The sequence below is a fragment of the Methylotenera sp. genome (assembly GCF_036401095.1).
GTDB lineage: Bacteria > Pseudomonadota > Gammaproteobacteria > Burkholderiales > Methylophilaceae > Methylotenera.
Window position 1 is genome coordinate 19427 of record NZ_DASWWA010000012.1, and the last position, 19283, is coordinate 38709.

Genomic DNA, 19283 nt, shown 5'->3' on the forward strand with positions numbered 1-19283 from the left:
GAATAATTCACTCAGTCTATCACCTAACTAATTATTCACCACTGGCAATTGCTCATTAGGCTGGATGAACCGTAATCACCTCACCAGACATTTTGCGCTGTGCTATTTTTTGCTGCCACTCGGCAGGGCCGGTGGTATGTACTGAGCCGCCACGGCTATCAACCGCAACCGTTACCGGCATGTCTTGCACGGTAAATTCGTAAATGGCTTCCATGCCCAAATCGGCAAATGCCAGCACTTCGGCTTTCTTAATCGCTTTGCTTACCAAGTAAGCTGCACCGCCCACTGCCGTTAAATAAACCGAGCGATGCTTAGCGATAGTTGCAATCGTTTCTTCGCCGCGCTCAGCCTTACCCACCATGCCTAACAGCCCGGTTTGGCTGAGCATGGTTTCTGTAAAGTCATCCATACGCGTAGCCGTGGTTGGGCCTGCTGGCCCTACGGCCTCATTACCCACTGCATCCACAGGACCCACGTAATAAATAAAGCGATTGATAAAGTCTATTGGTAGCTTTTCACCATTACTCAGCATGGTCACCATACGTTTATGCGCAGCGTCCCTACCAGTGAGTAACTTACCGCTTAGCAGCAAGGTTTGCCCTGGCTGCCATGCTTCAATTTCTTGCTGCGTAATCGTATCAAGGTTAACCCTTAACGATTGTGCACTTGGCGCCCAATGCACATCTGGCCAATCATCCAAACTTGGGGCTTCCAGCACGGCTGGGCCGCTGCCATCCAGTTCAAAATGCACATGTCGTGTAGCCGCACAGTTAGGAATAATCGCCACCGGCAAGCTGGCCGCATGCGTTGGATAATCTAGTATTTTCACATCCAGCACGGTAGTTAATCCACCTAAGCCTTGTGCGCCAATCCCCAGATTGTTGACCTTTTCATAGATTTCCAGCCTTAAAGCATCAATTTTATTCTGCGCGCCGTTTGCTTTCAGCTCGTGCATATCAATCGGCGCCATCAGTGATTCTTTAGCCAATAACATCGCTTTTTCAGCGGTACCGCCAATACCAATACCTAACATACCAGGCGGGCACCAACCGGCGCCCATGGTTGGCACTACCTCTAATATCCAATCAACAATGCTGTCGTTCGGATTAAGCATGGCTAATTTTGCTTTATTCTCACTACCGCCGCCCTTAGCCGCGATGCTCACTTCAACTTTATCACCAGCCACCAGCTCTACATGTACTACAGCTGGGGTGTTGTCTTTAGTATTGGCACGCTTACCAGCCGGGTCGCTCACAATTGAGGCGCGCAGCTTATTTTCAGGTAACAAATAAGCACGACGCACGCCCTCATTTACCATCTGCTCCAATGAAAGCTCAGCATCAAAACGTGCATTCATCCCTACTTTAACAAACGCCACCACGATGCCGGTATCCTGGCACAAGGGGCGCTTACCCTCAGCACACATGCGTGAGTTAGTGAGAATCTGCGCAATCGCGTCTTTTGCGGCTGGAGATTCTTCCTGCGCATACGCTGCGGCTAACGCATGGATAAAATCGGCTGGGTGGTAATAAGAAATATATTGCAAAGCATCTGCAATGCTCGCAATAAAGTCCTCTTGTTTAATCGTAGTCATCGTGTTGATTTTGCTGTGGCAATGGTTGAGTTGATATCTTTACGTAAGATTTTACCATTCTTAGTGCGTGGAAAATCTTTTGCCAGATAAACCGTTTTGGGCGATTTGTAAGCCGCCAGGTGCTGCTTACCAAAATGCAATAAATCATCCGGTGTGATGCTGGCCTCTGGTTTCAATATCACATAAATCACCACCAGCAGCTTATCTTTCTCGATTTCCTCACCAATGGCAGCGCAATCCGCCACATCCGGATGGCCTTTATACACGCGCTCAATTTCATAAGGTGAAACACGGTAGCCAAAGCTTTTAATAATGTCGTCTTTGCGCCCTAAGAACCAGATGTAACCATCCGCGTCATATTTCGCATAATCTCCGGTAAAGAAGTAGCCATCATGCTTGTATTTAGCGGTTTCTTCATCCAGATTCCAGTAACGTAAAAACAAGCCGGGGTCGGTATCCGTTACGCAAATCATGCCCTCTTCACCCGCTGCTACAGGCTCGCGCGTATCTGGATTTAATAATTGAATATCGTGGCCAGGCTGCGGAAACCCAGCAGAACCAGCGCGGATAGGACGGTACTTGCTTTGTGATAAGTAGTATGAAAACTCACTCATACCAACCGCTTCGTAGATATCCAAACCAAAACGCGCACGCCATTGGGTTAGCACTTCATCAGACAAGTGCTCACCTGCGCTCATATAGTGGCGCATACTAGGCAACTGCTCTTTGGCTGTGGTCGTTTTTTGTAAAATCTGGCGGTAAATAGTAGGCACGCCAATAAAGATAGTCGCTTGATGTTTTTGGATTAAATCCAGCCATTTTTGCGCATCGTTTTTACCCTCATGCACAATCACAGTTTTACCTAAATACAAAGGATCCATCAAACCGGTACCTAGCACATAGGTCCAGTTAAACTTACCTGAGTGCATGATTCTATCTTGAATCTGCTCACTATAATTAAACCAATACTGCGCTGCGGGCTGACGTCCTAATAAGGCACGATGTGCGTGCAGCACCCCCTTAGGGTAACCAGTGGTCCCTGAGGTATAGACCAAATAAGCAGGATCTTCCGCTTTAGTGATGGGCATATCTTCTACTGCGCCTACACCTGCCATCGTCAGCTCAAGGTCATGCACCGCCAGTTTACTAGGTGCAATTGCCTGTGTTAGTTGCGTTAAAAGTACATGTTTTAAGTTTGGCGTACTACCCAAAGCACCTTCTAGCTGCGACTGCATCGCACTCCATGCGGTAGCATCTGTCACCAACACCGCAGCCCCTGAATCTTTAGCCAAATAGGCCACTTCTTCAGCAGTGAGTAAAGTAGATGTAGGCACTGAAATGGCGCCCATCTTCATAGCGCCCAAAAAGGCGATTGGATAATCTAAACTATTGGGCAAACGAATTAATACACGATCGCCAACTTTAACACCTAAATCGCGCAAAACTTGTGCAAATAGGTTAGTTTTAAGCGCCAGTTCTGCAAAAGTAATGGTTGAGGTACCTAACGCATCATCTTCTACAATCATGGCAATTTCATTGGCTTGCGCAGTGCCTAGATGCTTATCAGAACAAGCGACACCAATATTAAAATACTCTGGAATTTGCCAATCCCACTTTGGAAAGTCAGTCAACATTATAAAAGCACTCCATATGGCCAGTTTTCTCGCACAACCTGTGCAGGTAGTAGTTGTAAAACATGTAAAGCAAATTCCATATCGCTGGATTTCAGCGCGCGTAATGCATGCGCCCTTAATAATGTTTGCAAGGCTTTACCAAACATTGGCGGATCCAACATCTCGCCTTCAAACTTAATCGCGCCGCCCAGTAAGGCATCCGCCTCAATCGCCGCCTTCAAAATACAGACTTTTTGTGCAATTTCAGTTGGGGATGGCGTGTAGGCAGTTTTACAAAGATGTATATGTCCCGGGTGTATCACTTGCTTGCCAGTTAAGCCCATTGCAGCCTCTTTACAGGCATGTTTGTAAACTACGCGCGACTCATTATCGCCATGCAAATCAAGCCAGCGGCGCACATCATGCGGCTCAAGATATTTCTCCGGCATAGGGCTGGCGCCGATTAAAGTTTCCACGCCACCAATCACTCCCTTACCGGCGATACGCGCTTCAAACATCAATGTGTTCATGTAGAACTGCAACTCTTCAATCCAGTTTTCAGGCGTAATTTGTATACCCATCGCTTTTGAGAAGTCATGAATACCAAACACCACATGTTTAACCGTGCTGTACTGCATTAAATCTGGTGCTATTTTTAGCGACTTAGGGTGCTCAATAATAGGCTGAATCGTAATATGCGGATTAACACTCAATAGGAAACTGGATAAATCACGCACCTCTGCCGCACCATACGCCTCACCTGCTTTGGCCAACATCACAACATCAATATAGTCGCCCATGTCACGCACCAATTGCATATCTTGCTCGTACTCATCGGTTCTAAACGAGTTTGCGCGGATAGCCACCGTGACACGCTCATTAGTTTTGCGCAGCAATGGCAGCTCTTTGCGCAACAGATCACGGCTCATGGCCTTTTGTCGGCAACCGTCTTCTAAGTCAAAAATGAGTGTGTGCGCTTGTGTAAAGTGCGCATGTTTTTTCATGCGCGCAGCAGCCTGCTCCATGTCTTCATAAATACCCAGACTAGGCGCGTACTTCACCGGCGGATAATATAGCTGGATGCCAGGCCAATAGTCGCCCAGCGCTTTGGCGTCAAAAGTGATTGGCTCTTCACCTATATGCATCATCATCTTATTCAGCCTCCTGTAGTTTGCTTGATTCTGGTTTATTTAATCGGGCAGTTTTAATTTTATAAATCATGGCGTTTCTTGCAGTCTCCTGTGCCCCCAGTGCCTTACCCATGGCACTGGTATTATTAATCAGCATCCAAAAGTCATTGTCTGGCAACGCGAGTAGCGCATCGAACACTTGCAGCTCTTCTAAGGTCAATGCGTCGTAGTGATGTTGTACAAAGTCTTGCAGCACAATATCCAGCTCTAGCAAGCCCCTTCTGCAGCGCCATGCAAAGCGTCTTTGTTCTGCATCTCTCAGGTTTTCTGCATTCATCATCATGCCACCTCAAATCGCCTTAATCGACACCGTTTTTTTCGTGGCTTTTGCCTCTTTTGCCCGCTCAATTTTTAAATCTTTAATGCTGGCAATTGCTGCATTAGGGTTAAGTTTTTTCGGGCAAACGTCTACACAGTTCATAATGTTGTGGCAACGATACAAGCGGTATGGGTCTTCCAAGTTCTCCAAGCGCTCAGCCTCTGCCTGATCGCGTGAATCGACGATAAAGCGATAAGCCTGCATCAAGCCGGACGGCCCGACAAACTTGTCAGGATTCCACCAAAAACTAGGACAAGCCGTGGTACAGGCGCCACACATAATGCATTCGTACAAACCATCTAGTTTTGCGCGGTCTTCTGGGCTTTGCAGGCGCTCGGTTTCAGGCAGTGGGTCATCGTTAATCAAATAAGGTTTGACTGAGTTGTAATGCTCAAAAAACTGCGTCATATCCACTACTAAATCACGAATCACCGGCAAACCTGGCATCGGCCTAAGCACCACAGGCTGCTCAAGTTCAGATAACTTAGTAGTACAGGCAAGGCCATTCTTACCATTGATGTTCATGGCATCACTGCCACACACACCTTCGCGGCATGATTTACGCAAAGACAAAGTATCGTCGTGCTGCTTGATGCGAATCAGTGCATCCAGCAGCATTTGGTCCTCATCTTGCAAGTCAATGTCATAGTCTTGCATGTAAGGCTTTTTATCCGTGTCCGGGTTGTATCTGTAAATAGAGAACTTCATATCAATAAACCCTCGCTTTAGGTATAAATGGCTCTACAGTTAATGGTTGCAAACGCACCGGCTTATAAAGCAGTTGATGGTCTTTTTTATAGTAAAGTGAATGTGCTAACCAATTTTCATCATCACGCTCAGAGAAGTCCTCACGCGCATGCGCACCGCGGCTTTCTTTACGGTTGTTGGCAGCATGCATAGTTGCTACTGCCACTTCTATCAGGTTATCCAGCTCCAAAGCCTCGATGCGCGCGGTGTTGAACACTTGGCTCTTATCTTTAATTTCAATACGCTTAACACGTTCGGCAATCTCATTGATTTTAGCCACACCATCTTGCAGCAAGTCAGGAAACCTAAATACGCCACAATGCGTTTGCATGGCACTACGCATAGCTGCGCCTACCTCGGCCACATTTTCACCATTGGTTTGCTGGTTTAAGCGGTTAACCCGAGCTAAAGTTTTTTCAGCCGCATCGCTAGGCAACGGCTTGTGCGCTTGGTTTAAAGCAATCTGCTTCACCATTTGGTCGCCAGCGACTTTACCAAACACCACTAAATCCAATAATGAGTTAGACCCCAGGCGGTTTGCACCGTGCACGGAAACACAGGCACACTCACCCACAGCGTACAAACCGTTCACAACCTTCTCGCCGCCATCAACCGGCTCAACCACCTGCCCGTCTAAATTGGTGGGAATACCGCCCATCATGTAATGCGCTGTCGGCACAATCGGAATCGGGGCAACCACTGGGTCCACATTGGCAAAGGTTTTAGCAATTTCACGGATACCCGGCAGACGTTTGTTAATCAACTCTTCGCCCAGATGGTCAAGTTTTAAGTACACGGCATCTTTATTTTTACCTACACCGCGGCCAGCTTTGATTTCCGTAGCAATTGAGCGTGAAATCACATCGCGGCTTGCCAGGTCTTTGGCATTAGGCGCATAGCGCTCCATAAAGCGCTCACCTTCTGAGTTCACCAAATAGCCGCCTTCACCGCGCACGCCTTCGGTAATCAACACGCCAGCATGCAGTACGCCCGTAGGGTGAAATTGCCAGAACTCCATATCCTGCAATGGTAGGCCGGCACGTATCGCCATACCCAAACCATCGCCGGTGTTAATAAAGGCATTGGTACTGGCTTGGAATATGCGCCCTGCGCCACCTGTAGCTAACAGCGTTGTTTTAGCCTGTATCACATGAATATCGCCAGTTTCAATTTCCAGCGCAATCACACCCAGCACGTCGCCATCAGCGTCGCGAATTAAGTCCAGTGCAAACCACTCTACAAAAAACTGCGTATTTGCACGAATATTGCGTTGATACAAAGTATGCAGCATGGCATGGCCGGTTCTATCAGCCACCGCACAGGTGCGTGAAATAGGTTTTTCACCAAAGTTTTGCGTCATGCCGCCAAATGGGCGCTGAAAAATCTTGCCGTTTTCTAAACGGTCAAACGGCATGCCAAAATGCTCAAGCTCAATAATCGCTTTTGCAGCGTTTTTACACATAAACTCAATCGCATCCTGATCGCCCAAGTAATCAGAACCTTTAATCGTGTCGTACATATGCCAAAGCCAGTTATCACCGGACACATTACCCAAAGCAGCTGCGACTCCGCCCTGCGCCGCCACCGTGTGTGAGCGCGTAGGAAATACTTTGGATAGCACGGCAACCTTGACGCCAGCTTCTGCCAACTGCAATGAAGCACGTAAGCCTGCGCCGCCGCCGCCGACAATCACTGCGTCAAACTGATGATTTTGTATATTCATATGAGACTTAAAGCTTCCATAAAATAATGCATACCCAGCACAGGTAAGCAATCAACAATATATCTACCGTCACTTGCAAAACCGCGCGCAACTTCAGGTTAAACACGTAATCTTTGAATACATCACGCACCCCAAGCCAAGCATGTGTAAACAAGCTGGCAAAAAACACTAGGGTTAACAGGCGCCACCACCAAGGTGACATTAAATTCAGCCATGATGCATAGTCGTGTGGCTGCTTGATTGCCAACATGAGCAACATCAGCATTAAGTAAATCACCATCATCACCGCCGAAATACGCTGCGTTAGCCATAAACGCATGCCCGGATATTTTTTTGTTAGTAGTTCTATCAACATAGCAGTGATTGTTACCAAATATAATATGCAAAACCAAGCACAGAACAGGCGCCTAATACCAATACAATGCGACTAGAAAATTTGGCTTTATTCAATGTAGTCATCCAGTGCACGTCTTGCCCCAAATGCCTTAACCCTGCATACAAGTGGTGAAAGAATGGCCAGGAAAAACCAATTAAAATCAGCTTTAACGTCCAGTGCCTAAACATTGCACCCAACTTATCAAAATTTGACTCGCTACTCAGTGAAGTTTGCAGCGCCCAAATCAATGCTGGAATCAACAAAAATAGCACCATGCCACTCATACGATGCAAAATCGACACCACAGCATTGATAGGCAAGCGAATCGTAAATAGATTAAGATTCTTGGGCCGATTGCGAATTGGAGTTTTCTTAGCCACTTATGCTGCCTCAGCTACTGCTTTTGATACACGCGCTAACAAGCGCGGATCAAAGGGTTTAGGAATAATATAATCTTTGCCAAACGCAAGTGACTGCAGATTGTAAGCAGCTAACACCTCGGCGGGTATCGGCTCACGTGCAAGCTCACTTAAGGCATGTGCTGCGGCAATTTTCATCGCCTCTGTAATTTGTTTAGCCTTGGCATCTAAAGCACCTCTAAACAAATAAGGGAAGCACAGCGCATTATTGACCTGATTAGGAAAGTCACTGCGCCCGGTTGCCATCAATACATCACCACGTATGGCATGCGCTACGCTTGGCAGCACTTCTGGGTCTGGGTTTGCCAAAGCAAAAATAATCGGGTTCGCCGCCATATCATTGATTAAGTTGGCATCGAGTGCATTTTTAGCGGAAACACCAATAAATACATCCGCGCCCTGCATGGCATCTGCCAGTGTTTTTACTGCGCTCGGCGCAATGGCAAGTTCTCGATTATTGTCATGCAGGTCTGGTCGATTCGTGTCTAAAACGCCGGTTCTATCCACCATGGTAATATGGTTAGCGCCCATGCTTTTCATCAATTTGGCACAAGAACAGCCGGCAGCACCCGCACCGAGGAATACGATTTTTGCCGTTTCTATGGCTTTACCTTGCAAGGTCAGCGCATTAAGTAGCGCTGCAGCAACGATCACTGCTGTCCCGTGTTGATCATCATGAAACACCGGGATATCCAAGCGTTTTTTCAGCTCATTTTCTATATAAAAACAGTGTGGTGCAGCAATGTCTTCTAAATTAATACCACCAAAGGTCGGGGAAATATTCACTACGGTTTCAATAAACTCATCAGGTGTTTTTGCATTCACCTCAATATCAAACACATCAATACCGGCAAAGCGTTTAAACAATACCGCTTTACCTTCCATTACCGGCTTGCTCGCCAACGCACCCATATTACCGAGACCCAACACCGCAGTACCATCGGTAATCACCGCAACTAAATTACCTTTATTCGTGTACTTATAAGCATTGCTTGCATCCGCATGAATTTCACGTACTGGCTCGGCAACACCTGGCGTATAAGCAAGCGACAAATCATCTTGAGTAGTACAAGATTTAGACGACTCCACACTCAACTTCCCTGGCTTGGGAAATTGGTGGTAATCCAGCGCGCGTTTTTTTAGGTCATCCATTTTTTGCCTTTTTACAACTCACAGTTGTCTAAATTCACAATTATTAAAACACTTACTCAAGCTCACTCATGTAGTGATGATCATCGGTCAAACACAAGCCCAGGCGCCATTCCATAGGTTTATCACCATAGGTAAATGAAACGCGCTCTATACTGAGTAAGGGGTAACCTTCTTTTAAACCCAAGGCTTTTGCCACCTCTTGATTTGCGGCAACCGCTTTAAGGCGCTCTTCCGCACGAATCATGCGCACACCAAATTGTGACTCATACATGCTGTACATAGAGCCGTTGCACTCTTCCACCTTATTGCCATTAAGCCCTTTAAACGGCACGGCAGGCACAATTAGGTGATCGTAAATCAATGGTCGACCAGAGAAAGTGAGCAGACGCTTTACTTCTATCGTGGCCGCACCAGCTTTAATCTCTAATATCTTAGCGATATAGGCATCTGCTTTTGATTTCACACACGAAATCAACTCGTTCTGTAGCAACTCTTTCTTACCATCAACTGCTGTCAACCTTAAAAATCTAAGCTTAGTCACCTCTTCACTGTGCGTAGCAACAAAAGTACCCTTACCTTGTCTGCGAATTAAAATATTTTCAGCAGACAAGCTATCAATTGCCTTACGCACCGTGCCTTGACTTACCTTATAACGTGCAGCCAATTCCACTTCACTAGGAATCACATCCCCTGGCTTCCACTCCCCGCCAATCAAACCCTGCGTGATTAAGACTTTAATTTGATCATATAAAGGTCTATAGCTTGGTGAACTCAATTGCTTATCCATAATTTCACAACCTATGTATTTTAGTTAACAGCAATATGCTTAATTTCCATGGTTGAATTTATATCATGTCAAATAAAATTAGTCTAGCATTTTATATCTTATATAAGACATAAGATAAATGTTGACACTTATTTAATTTCATCTATATAATCAAATCAACATTTTTATAAAGTCATATTGATTATGGAACATCTCATCCGTCCAAGGCGCTCCGTGCTATATGTACCGGGCTGTAATCAACATTATCTTGATCGCGCACGTACATTGGCAGCTGATTCTGTCATATTGGATTTGGGTGACCCTATCCTGATCGATGCCAAAGAGCAATCTAGAGCTAATGTAGTTGCCGCAATTAAACAAGGCGGCTATGGCTCTAGAGAAGTAGTCGTGCGCGTGAACAACCTTGATTCAATCTGGGGTCACGATGATATTCGTGCAGTAGCAAATATCGGTGCTGATGCGATTTTGTTCCCTAATATTGAGTCACGCGAAGACGTATTAAAAGCACAACAATTACTGGATGATGCAGGCGGACATAATGTGCCGATGATGGTGATGATAGAAAGCCCGATTGCAGTGCTAAATGCAAAAGAAATTGCCGCGGCATCCGATCGCGTCATCTGTATTGTGATGGCAACTTCAGACCTTATCTCACAGCTGCACGCCCATGTTACCCATGAGCGCGTGGCGATTTTAACCTCATTATCCTTGGTGATTTTAGCCGCACGTGCTTATGGTAAAGCCGTGATTGACGGCATTACCAGCGACTTTAAAAACATGCATTCTTTTGAATACGCATGCAGAATTGGCCGCGATATGGGCATGGATGGAAAGTCCTTGGTACACCCTGCACAAATTGCCTACTGCAATGACGCATATACACCAAAAGCGACAGAGGTAGCCAACGCAAGGCTCATTATCACAGCGCTAAAAGAAGCGAATGAAGCTGGCCGCGGCACTGTGGTAGTTAACGACAAATTAGTAGAACATCACCACATTAAAGCAGCACAACGCTTAATTAAGCTACATGAAGCAATTATCGAGCTTGAAGAAGAATACATATAAATGGCGACTATTATGCAATCAAATAAAACATCATCAGGCCGTTTTTTTGAGCACTTCACGCTCAATGAAGTGATTAATCACGCCACGCCGCGCACCATTACTGCAGGCGATGTAGCACTCTATATCGCACTCACAGGTAGCCGCAATCCATTGCATTGCAGCGAACCTTTTGCGCAGAACTTGGGGTATCAATCCGCACCAATTGATGATTTACTCACGTTCCATATTGCTTTTGGTAAAACCGTCCCCGATGTTTCCGTAAACGCGGTAGCAAACCTAGGCTATGCCGATGTGCGCTTTTTACAGCCAGTATATGTGGGTGACACACTAAGCACATCTAGCCAAGTGATAGGGCTTAAACAAAACTCTAACGGTAAAAATGGCGTGGTTTATGTACACTCCACCTCTGTTAACCAGCACCAACAGCCGGTTTTGAGCTGGGTACGCTGGGTAATGGTGCATAAAAACGACACTAATGCACCAGCACCGGAAACCACAATTCCGGAGTTGCCGGCATTTGTAACAGCAGAGCAGCTAAGCATACCCGCACACTTAACAGCTAACCGCTTTGACCAACAAGCGACCAACGGCCAGTTTTACTGGGAGGACTATCAAGCAGGCGAACGCATCAACCACGCGGCCGGTATGACCATTAACGTCAGCGACCACTCACTGGCGACGCGCCTGTATCAGAATAATGCACGCCTGCATTTTGATGCACACCTAATGCAAAGCTCAACCTTTGGCAAACGCCTGGTATATGGTGGCATTGTGATTTCAGCATGCCGCGCACTGTGCTACGAAGGCCTGGAAAATGCCATCAGCATTGCGGCGATTAACGCAGGCACTCACGCGAACCCAAGCTTTGCTGGCGACACCATCTACACTTTCACTGAAGTGCTTGATAGCTGGGAGCTACCTAACAGAAGCGACATTGGTGCGCTACGACTGCGCATGGTTGGCATTAAAAATATGAATTCAGCAGATTTAGCAGAAACCAAGCAATTTAACAGTTACCACCCCAATGTAGTACTTGATCTTGACTACACCGTACTCATGCCTCGCAAAGGAAACAAATAATGGCTGTGACTTACAAAAAACACCCGAATGAAGCACTATTTGGCGGAGAAAAACCATTTCCGCTAATTCCTGCCTGCGAGCATTTTGCTGGCAGCGAGAAGCTCATTTTAAAAGCACTATCACTACAAGATAGCATAGGCGCGGTATTTGATATCACTTGCGACTGTGAAGACGGCGCTGCATCAGGCCAAGAGCGCGATCACGCAGAGATGATTGTGCGTGTATTAAATTCAGACGCCAACAAACACAAAATGGCTGGCGCGCGTATCCATGACTACACCCACCCTGCATGGAAACTAGATATAGACATTCTAGTGGCAGGCGCAGGCAAGGTTCTGTCATATATCACCATCCCTAAATGCACCAGCATTGAACAAGCACGTGAAATGATTGAATACGTTCAGGCAGTAGCTAAAGAGAACCATATCAACCGTGTGATTCCTATCCATATACTGATTGAAACCCATGGCGCACTCAAACAAGTGCATGAAATCGCCGCCCTGCCTTGGCTACAAGTATTAGATTTCGGCCTGATGGACTTTGTGAGCGCACACCATGGCGCCATCCCAGCCAGCGCGATGCGCAGCCCGGGCCAGTTCGAACACAGGCTGTTAGCACGCGCAAAATCTGAGGTCGTCGCCGCCGCACTCGCCAATGGCGTGGTGCCAGCGCACAACGTCACGCTGGATTTAAAAAATGTAGAAACAACATTGAGCGATGCCAGCCGCGCACGCAATGAGTTTGGCTTTATGCGGATGTGGAGCATATACCCGACACAAATTCAGGCGATTGTCGATGCAATGAAACCTAATTTTGATGAAGTAATTGATGCAGCCAATATCCTGCTTGCCGCACAGCAAGTGGAATGGGGCCCAATTCAATACGCTGGCGAATTACACGACCGTGCAACCTACCGATACTTCTGGGAAGTACTGCAAAAAGCCAGATTAACCAAGGTTGAGATTCCAGCAACGGCGGTTGAAGCATTTTTTTAACGAACCTCAGCCTCTCAAACATCCACAAAACAGCTATCAGCAGCTACCCAAGCTGATAGCTGGGGCTTGAATACCACCTCACGCCAGCATGGTAATACTGCGTGATTAAATGAACTGAAGGAAATCAGCAACATGAATAAACAAGCAACTGCAGGTACACGTTTTAGAGCCGCCTTAAGCGCAGAGTCACCTTTACAAATCATCGGTGCCATCAACGCTTACCACGCCCTGCTCGCCACGCAAACTGGTTACAAGGCTTTATATTTATCCGGTGGCGGAGTTGCTGCAGGCTCACTAGGTATTCCGGATTTAGGCATTTCGACCCTTGAAGATGTGCTGATTGATGTGCGTAGAATTACTGATGTTACTGAGACACCATTACTGGTGGATATCGACACCGGTTTTGGCGGCGCATTCAACATTGCACGCAGCATTAAAAGCATCATTAAAGCCGGCGCAGGCGCAGTGCATATTGAAGACCAAGTGCAGGCCAAGCGCTGCGGCCACCGCCCCAACAAAGCGATTGTCAGCCAAGCGGAAATGGTAGACCGCATTAAAGCCGCTGTTGATGCAAAAACTGACCCAGATTTCGTGATTATGGCACGTACCGATGCGCTAGCCGTAGAAGGCCTGCAATCCGCAATTGACCGTGCCTGTGCCTGTGTTGAAGCTGGTGCAGATATGATTTTCCCGGAAGCAATTACTGAACTCAGCATGTACCAACAGTTTGCAGATGCAGTGAAAGTGCCGGTACTCGCCAACATTACCGAGTTTGGCTCCACGCCACTATTCACCGTAGACGAGTTACGCAGCGCGCACGTGAGCATGGTGCTCTACCCACTTTCAGCATTCAGAGCCATGAATCAGGCTGCGCTAAATGTGTACCAAGCCGTACGCAAAGACGGCACACAAGCCAACGTAGTCAACACTATGCAAACGCGTGCAGCACTGTATGAACACCTGAACTATCACGCTTACGAGCAAAAGCTGGACGCATTATTTAAGGGAGAAAAGTAGCATGACACAAGCCACCACTACTCAAGAACCTAAAAAGAAAAAAGGCGTAGCACTTGCCGGCATTTCAGCTGGCACCACTGCTATCTGTACCGTTGGTCACACCGGTAACGACCTGCATTACCGCGGTTACGACATTATCGAATTAGCTAAATCTGCGACGTTTGAAGAAGTCGCCCACTTACTGATACATGGCGCACTACCTAACAAAGCAGAGCTAGCGGCATACCACCAAAAGCTGAAGAAGTTACGCGGCCTACCGAATGACTTAAAAAAAGTATTGGAACATATACCAGCTAATGCACACCCTATGGATGTGATGCGCACCGGCTGCTCTATGCTAGGTACACTAGAGCCTGAAGCAAGCGACCGTAATACTGAGGGCGCAAAAGATTTGGGCGATAGGCTAATTGCCTGTTTTGGCTCAATTTTGATTTACTGGTACCACTTCAGCCACAACCAAAAACGTATAGAAGTAGAAACTGACGAAGATTCGATTGCCGCGCATTTCTTACATTTACTACATGGCAAAAAACCTTCAGATTTACACATCAGCGCCATGAATACATCGCTCGTGCTGTATGCAGAACACGAATTTAACGCTTCTACCTTTACAGCACGCGTAGTGGCGGGTACTTTATCCGACATGTATTCATGCATTACCGGAGCAATTGGCGCACTACGTGGCCCTAAACACGGCGGTGCCAATGAGGCTGCGATGGAAATCATTGAGCGCTACAAAACTGCAGATGAAGCCGAAGCCGACATCATGCAACGCATGGCACGCAAAGAAATCATCATTGGCTTTGGTCATCCGGTATATACCATTGCCGACCCTAGAAACGAATCTATCAAAGCTGTTAGCCGCAAGTTATGTGAAGATAACGGCAATATGACGCTATTTGATGTTTCCGCGCGTATTGAAGAAACCATGTGGCGCGAGAAAAAAATGTTCCCTAACTTGGATTGGTACAGTGCATCCAGCTATCACATGATGGGCATCCCTACCGGCATGTTCACCCCAATTTTTGTAATCTCACGCACCACAGGCTGGGTTGCGCATGTGATTGAGCAGCGCATAGATAACAAAATTATCCGTCCAAACGCTGAATATATTGGACCTGAGAATCGCCCCTATGTGCCGCTGGAGCAACGCTAACCCTTAACTCTGTCATTTCCGCGAAAGCAAAATCCATATTTTTATCCTCCGTTTAAATATGGACTCTACTTTGGTGGAAATGGCGAACCCAATTAAATTACTTTCATATTAAAGGTCCTAAAACATGTCGTCGCACATCTCAAACGCCCGTCCCGCACCAGACCAAGTCATTGTTGACATTGCTAATTACGTTGCAGATTTTGAAATCAATAGCGACGAGGCATACGACACCGCACGCAATTGCCTGATGGACACCTTAGGCTGTGGATTTGAAGCTTTGGATTACCCAGCTTGTACCAAATTGCTCGGCCCAGTTATTGCTGGCACTGTGGTGCCTAATGGCGCAAAAGTGCCAGGCACTAACTTCCAGCTTGACCCTATCCTGGCCGCATTCAATATCGGCGCCATGATCCGCTGGTTAGACTTTAACGATACTTGGTTAGCTGCGGAATGGGGCCACCCATCTGATAACCTAGGTGGCATTTTGGCGGTAGCAGATTATATGTCGCGCAAAAACATTACTGAAGGCAAAGCACCGCTCACGGTAAAAGACGTGCTCACAGCCATGATTAAAGCGCATGAAATTCAAGGCGTACTCGCACTTGAAAACAGCTTTAACCGTGTGGGTTTGGACCATGTAATTTTAGTAAAAATCGCCTCTACCGCAGTGGTGACCAAGCTACTAGGCGGTAATAAAGAAGATATCATTAACGCTGTTTCTAACGCGTTTGTTGACGGCCAAAGCCTACGTACTTATCGCCACAGCCCGAATACCGGCTCACGTAAATCTTGGGCGGCAGGCGATGCCACCTCACGTGCGGTCAGACTGGCGTGGATGACGATGCAAGGTGAAATGGGTTACCCATCAGCGCTCACCGCAAAAACCTGGGGTTTCTATGACGTATTATTCAAAGGCAATGCGTTTAAATTCCAACGCGCTTACGGTTCTTATGTGATGGAACAAGTACTCTTCAAAATTTCGTTCCCAGCAGAGTTCCACGCACAAACAGCGGTGGAATGCGCATTACAGCTGAATGGCGAAGTAGGTAGCCGCTTACAAACACTAGAGCAGATTGCTGAGATTGATAAGATTGTGATTACCACTCACGAGTCTGCAATCCGCATCATTGATAAAACTGGCCCGTTAGATAACCCAGCTGATCGCGACCATTGCATTCAGTACATGGCAGCCATCGGCCTATTAAAAGGCAACCTGACAGCGCAAGACTATGAAGATGAAGCCGCGGCAGACCCACGCATTGACGCGATTCGCAGCAAAATGAGCTGTGTAGAAAAAGCAGAATACACGCGCGACTACCTGGACCCGGAGAAACGCTCGATTGCTAACGCGATTCAAATCTTCTTTAAAGACGGTACCAGCTCAAGCAACATTGCAGTCGAGTACCCTATCGGGCACCGCCGTCGCCGTGGTGAGGGCATCCCTGAGTTGGTGAAAAAATTCAAAATCAATCTAGCACGTAGATTTGATGCGAAGAAACAAGCAGAAATTTTAGAGTTATGCTTAGCGCAAAACACACTAGAAACCATGCCTGTGAATCAGTTTGTAGATATGCTCTGGCAGGGTTAATTCAAGGTTAATAATAGATAGGCGGGCGAAATCACCAATTTTGCCCGCTCTACCTTAAACTTGCCAATCAATCGGCTCTTCACCGCGTTTTTTCAGGTATTCATTGATACTCGAGAATTGGTGATTACCAAAAAAACCTCGATGCGCCGACAACGGTGATGGATGCACAGACTTCAGCACCAAATGTTTTTTCGGGTCTATCATCTCACCTTTTTTCTGCGCATAACTGCCCCACAGTACAAACACTAAACCTTCCCGATGTAGGTTTAAAGCCGCAATTGCCGCATCAGTAAACGCTTCCCAGCCGCGCTTCTGGTGCGAGCCAGCATTTGCCATTTCTACCGTCAGTGTTGCATTTAATAGCAGTACACCTTGGTTTGCCCAAGACGTTAAATCACCTTTGCCCCGCATTTTAATGCCAAGGTCACTTTCAATTTCTTTGAAAATATTAAGTAACGAAGGTGGTAATGCGACGCCTTCCGGCACTGAAAAGCTCAAGCCATGCGCCTGCCCCACTCCGTGGTAAGGGTCTTGCCCGATAATCACCACGCGCACCTTGTCAAACGGCGTGTGATTGAAGGCATTAAAAATCAATGGGCTAGGTGGAAATATGGTCTTACCAGCGGCTTTTTCCTGCTTTAAAAAAGCACGCAGTGATTGCATGTAGGGCTTATCGAGCTCGTCACCTATCATAGATTGCCATGAAGGGTGAAGTTGGCCAGGTTTTTCTTGAGACATGTGTTAAGTGTGAGGATTGATGGAGATTAGCCCATTATAGACCGAAATTTACGTGCATTTTGCATGACCGATACAAGCTGGTTTACACACCACACGACTAATCAATTGATACAGGAAGCACGGAATAAGTCGCTGGGTGGGACTATGTACAAGGTGCACATAACACTGCAACCTAGATAGTATGCGCTATACAGCTAGATTGCGAATACTGTGCAATAAAGCAACTCGCCCGAGTAGATACTTATTGCCTTGTTTGCTATGAAAATAAAAACTTTTTGCCCCACTCTACTACTAAGGTAAAATAGCACTTTTATAAAACGCTCATTTCTTTTTGCTATGTCACTTACAACACTAAACGCACTCTCTCCCCTTGATGGCCGCTACCAATCTAAACTTGACGCTTTGCGTCCTTATTTTAGTGAATATGCGCTGATTAAACACCGCGCATGGGTAGAAATTGAGTGGCTGAAAGCACTGGCGGGCGCACCGGCATTGGCAGAAATCGCTCCATTTAGCGCTGAAACCATCCAAGAGTTAGATGCTGCTATTACCAATTTCAGTGAAGCAGATGCTTCACAAGTGAAAGCGATTGAAGCGCGTACCAACCACGATGTAAAAGCATTGGAGTACTGGCTAAAAGAGAAGTTTGACAGCAACACTGAAGTAAAAAAAGCCAGTGAGTTTATTCACTTTGCCTGTACCTCAGAAGACATCAATAACCTATCGCACGGCTTGATGCTTAAAACCGCGCGTGACAGCGTGATGTTACCATTTTTGAATAATCTGATTGCTCGTTTAACTGAATTAGCTGAGCAATTGGCTGACCAACCGATGCTATCACGCACGCACGGCCAAACTGCATCACCAACCACCATGGGTAAAGAGTTAGCCAACGTGGTATATCGCTTACAACGTCAGCAAAAACAATTAGCTAGCAATGAAATTCTTGGCAAAATCAACGGTGCCGTTGGTAACTTTAATGCACACTTATCTGCTTACCCGGATTTCGACTGGGAAAGCTTCGCAGAACGTTTTGTATCATCATTGGGTCTGACCTATAACCCAATGACCATACAAATTGAGCCACATGACTACATGGCAGAGCTATACGATACCTTAGCCCGTATCAATACCATCTTGATTGATATCAACCGTGACATCTGGGGTTATATCTCTGTAGGTTACTTCAAGCAAAAAGTAAAAGCGGGCGAAATTGGTTCATCCACCATGCCGCATAAAGTTAACCCGATTGACTTTGAAAACAGTGAAGGTAACTTAGGTTTAGCGAATGCAGTGTTGCGCCATATGGCAGAAAAGCTACCAATTTCACGCTGGCAGCGCGATTTAACTGACTCTACAGTATTGCGTAATATGGGCGTGGCTTTTGGCTACGCCTTATTAGGTTACGACTCTTGCTTACGTGGTTTAAACAAGCTTGAAGTTAACACTGCACGTTTGGATGAAGACTTAAACAACAGCTGGGAAGTTCTAGCCGAGCCGATTCAAACGGTAATGCGTCGCTATGGTATTGAAAATCCGTACGAGCAGCTAAAAGAACTGACTCGCGGCAAAGGCGGCATTAACCAAACGTCATTACACGCGTTTATCAGTGAATTGGCTATCCCAGCGGATGCAAAACAAGCCTTATTAGCACTAACACCTGCGAGCTACACAGGTAAAGCAGCGGAGCTTGTAAAAACCATTAAGTGAGTTTAAATGCATGT

At 46.5% G+C, this 19283-nt stretch carries 18 protein-coding genes; 7 read left to right on the plus strand and 11 right to left on the minus strand.

The window, feature by feature from the left end; genetic code table 11:
- Positions 1 to 55: 55 nt before the first annotated feature.
- From VGD82_RS07950 to VGD82_RS07995, 10 genes are read right to left on the minus strand one after another with little or no spacing between them, the layout of a single operon-like run.
- Positions 56 to 1594 carry a fumarate hydratase gene (locus VGD82_RS07950; protein WP_331019886.1) on the minus strand — a complete coding sequence of 513 codons (1539 nt, stop codon included), beginning with the start codon at positions 1592 to 1594 and terminating at the stop codon, positions 56 to 58.
- On the minus strand, positions 1591 to 3228 hold the full coding sequence (locus VGD82_RS07955) for an acyl-CoA synthetase (RefSeq protein ID WP_331019887.1): 1638 nt from the start codon (positions 3226 to 3228) through the stop codon (positions 1591 to 1593). The genes VGD82_RS07950 and VGD82_RS07955 overlap by 4 nt, the downstream gene beginning before the upstream one ends.
- Positions 3228 to 4358, minus strand: a complete 1131-nt coding sequence (locus tag VGD82_RS07960; protein ID WP_331019888.1) for an HpcH/HpaI aldolase/citrate lyase family protein — start codon at positions 4356 to 4358, stop codon at positions 3228 to 3230. The genes VGD82_RS07955 and VGD82_RS07960 overlap by 1 nt, the downstream gene beginning before the upstream one ends.
- Position 4359: 1 nt before the next feature.
- On the minus strand, positions 4360 to 4680 hold the full coding sequence (locus VGD82_RS07965) for a succinate dehydrogenase assembly factor 2 (RefSeq protein ID WP_331019889.1): 321 nt from the start codon (positions 4678 to 4680) through the stop codon (positions 4360 to 4362).
- A 6-nt stretch (positions 4681 to 4686) separates the two neighbouring features.
- Complete coding sequence (locus tag VGD82_RS07970) at positions 4687 to 5424, minus strand: succinate dehydrogenase iron-sulfur subunit (protein WP_331019890.1); 738 nt, start codon at positions 5422 to 5424, stop codon at positions 4687 to 4689.
- A 1-nt stretch (position 5425) separates the two neighbouring features.
- Entirely contained in the window at positions 5426 to 7186 is a 1761-nt protein-coding gene (sdhA, locus tag VGD82_RS07975) for a succinate dehydrogenase flavoprotein subunit (protein WP_331019891.1), read from the minus strand.
- A gap of 7 nt (positions 7187 to 7193) precedes the next feature.
- Positions 7194 to 7541: a succinate dehydrogenase, hydrophobic membrane anchor protein gene (gene sdhD / locus VGD82_RS07980; RefSeq protein WP_331019892.1), complete on the minus strand. Its 348-nt coding sequence runs from the start codon at positions 7539 to 7541 to the stop codon at positions 7194 to 7196.
- Positions 7542 to 7552: 11 nt separating this feature from the next.
- Positions 7553 to 7942, minus strand: a complete 390-nt coding sequence (gene sdhC / locus VGD82_RS07985) for a succinate dehydrogenase, cytochrome b556 subunit (protein ID WP_331019893.1) — start codon at positions 7940 to 7942, stop codon at positions 7553 to 7555.
- Positions 7943 to 9133 carry a malic enzyme-like NAD(P)-binding protein gene (locus VGD82_RS07990; protein ID WP_331019894.1) on the minus strand — a complete coding sequence of 397 codons (1191 nt, stop codon included), beginning with the start codon at positions 9131 to 9133 and terminating at the stop codon, positions 7943 to 7945.
- Between the two features lie 52 nt (positions 9134 to 9185).
- A complete protein-coding gene (locus VGD82_RS07995) occupies positions 9186 to 9920 on the minus strand; it encodes a GntR family transcriptional regulator (protein ID WP_331019895.1) in 735 nt (244 codons plus the stop codon).
- 183 nt (positions 9921 to 10103) lie between these two features.
- Between VGD82_RS07995 and VGD82_RS08000 the strand changes: the two genes are divergently transcribed.
- From VGD82_RS08000 to VGD82_RS08025, 6 genes are all read left to right on the plus strand, one after another.
- Entirely contained in the window at positions 10104 to 10985 is an 882-nt protein-coding gene (locus VGD82_RS08000; RefSeq protein WP_331019896.1) for a CoA ester lyase, read from the plus strand.
- Between the two features lie 12 nt (positions 10986 to 10997).
- Complete coding sequence (locus VGD82_RS08005) at positions 10998 to 12065, plus strand: MaoC family dehydratase (RefSeq protein ID WP_331019897.1); 1068 nt, start codon at positions 10998 to 11000, stop codon at positions 12063 to 12065.
- A complete protein-coding gene (locus VGD82_RS08010; RefSeq protein ID WP_331019898.1) occupies positions 12065 to 13060 on the plus strand; it encodes an HpcH/HpaI aldolase/citrate lyase family protein in 996 nt (331 codons plus the stop codon). The genes VGD82_RS08005 and VGD82_RS08010 overlap by 1 nt, the downstream gene beginning before the upstream one ends.
- Before the next feature lie 132 nt (positions 13061 to 13192).
- A complete protein-coding gene (gene prpB, locus VGD82_RS08015; RefSeq protein ID WP_015831697.1) occupies positions 13193 to 14077 on the plus strand; it encodes a methylisocitrate lyase in 885 nt (294 codons plus the stop codon).
- Between the two features lies 1 nt (position 14078).
- A complete protein-coding gene (gene prpC, locus VGD82_RS08020; protein ID WP_331019899.1) occupies positions 14079 to 15233 on the plus strand; it encodes a bifunctional 2-methylcitrate synthase/citrate synthase in 1155 nt (384 codons plus the stop codon).
- A gap of 124 nt (positions 15234 to 15357) precedes the next feature.
- Positions 15358 to 16821: a bifunctional 2-methylcitrate dehydratase/aconitate hydratase gene (locus tag VGD82_RS08025; protein WP_331019900.1), complete on the plus strand. Its 1464-nt coding sequence runs from the start codon at positions 15358 to 15360 to the stop codon at positions 16819 to 16821.
- Between the two features lie 54 nt (positions 16822 to 16875).
- On the opposite strand, the gene ung is transcribed toward VGD82_RS08025, so the two are convergent.
- Positions 16876 to 17559 (minus strand): uracil-DNA glycosylase, encoded by a 684-nt coding sequence (ung, locus tag VGD82_RS08030; protein ID WP_331019901.1) that lies wholly within the window; start codon positions 17557 to 17559, stop codon positions 16876 to 16878.
- A gap of 336 nt (positions 17560 to 17895) precedes the next feature.
- Between ung and purB the strand changes: the two genes are divergently transcribed.
- Positions 17896 to 19269, plus strand: coding sequence for an adenylosuccinate lyase (purB, locus tag VGD82_RS08035; RefSeq protein WP_331019902.1), 1374 nt, complete (start codon positions 17896 to 17898; stop codon positions 19267 to 19269).
- The last annotated feature ends 14 nt before the right edge of the window (positions 19270 to 19283 follow it).

Bases quoted from the DNA above. Each gene is read 5' to 3' on its own strand.
- purB (WP_331019902.1), top strand. From the start codon at position 17,896: ATGTCACTTACAACACTAAACGCACTCTCTCCCCTTGATGGCCGCTAC.
- VGD82_RS07995 (WP_331019895.1), bottom strand. From the start codon at position 9,920: ATGGATAAGCAATTGAGTTCACCAAGCTATAGACCTTTATATGATCAA.
- VGD82_RS08010 (WP_331019898.1), top strand. From the start codon at position 12,065: ATGGCTGTGACTTACAAAAAACACCCGAATGAAGCACTATTTGGCGGA.
- VGD82_RS07955 (WP_331019887.1), bottom strand. From the start codon at position 3,228: ATGTTGACTGACTTTCCAAAGTGGGATTGGCAAATTCCAGAGTATTTT.
- VGD82_RS08000 (WP_331019896.1), top strand. From the start codon at position 10,104: ATGGAACATCTCATCCGTCCAAGGCGCTCCGTGCTATATGTACCGGGC.
- VGD82_RS07965 (WP_331019889.1), bottom strand. From the start codon at position 4,680: ATGATGATGAATGCAGAAAACCTGAGAGATGCAGAACAAAGACGCTTT.
- VGD82_RS07990 (WP_331019894.1), bottom strand. From the start codon at position 9,133: ATGGATGACCTAAAAAAACGCGCGCTGGATTACCACCAATTTCCCAAG.
- prpC (WP_331019899.1), top strand. From the start codon at position 14,079: ATGACACAAGCCACCACTACTCAAGAACCTAAAAAGAAAAAAGGCGTA.
- VGD82_RS07950 (WP_331019886.1), bottom strand. From the start codon at position 1,594: ATGACTACGATTAAACAAGAGGACTTTATTGCGAGCATTGCAGATGCT.
- ung (WP_331019901.1), bottom strand. From the start codon at position 17,559: ATGTCTCAAGAAAAACCTGGCCAACTTCACCCTTCATGGCAATCTATG.
- VGD82_RS08005 (WP_331019897.1), top strand. From the start codon at position 10,998: ATGCAATCAAATAAAACATCATCAGGCCGTTTTTTTGAGCACTTCACG.
- VGD82_RS08025 (WP_331019900.1), top strand. From the start codon at position 15,358: ATGTCGTCGCACATCTCAAACGCCCGTCCCGCACCAGACCAAGTCATT.
- sdhD (WP_331019892.1), bottom strand. From the start codon at position 7,541: ATGTTGATAGAACTACTAACAAAAAAATATCCGGGCATGCGTTTATGG.
- VGD82_RS07970 (WP_331019890.1), bottom strand. From the start codon at position 5,424: ATGAAGTTCTCTATTTACAGATACAACCCGGACACGGATAAAAAGCCT.
- sdhA (WP_331019891.1), bottom strand. From the start codon at position 7,186: ATGAATATACAAAATCATCAGTTTGACGCAGTGATTGTCGGCGGCGGC.
- prpB (WP_015831697.1), top strand. From the start codon at position 13,193: ATGAATAAACAAGCAACTGCAGGTACACGTTTTAGAGCCGCCTTAAGC.
- VGD82_RS07960 (WP_331019888.1), bottom strand. From the start codon at position 4,358: ATGATGATGCATATAGGTGAAGAGCCAATCACTTTTGACGCCAAAGCG.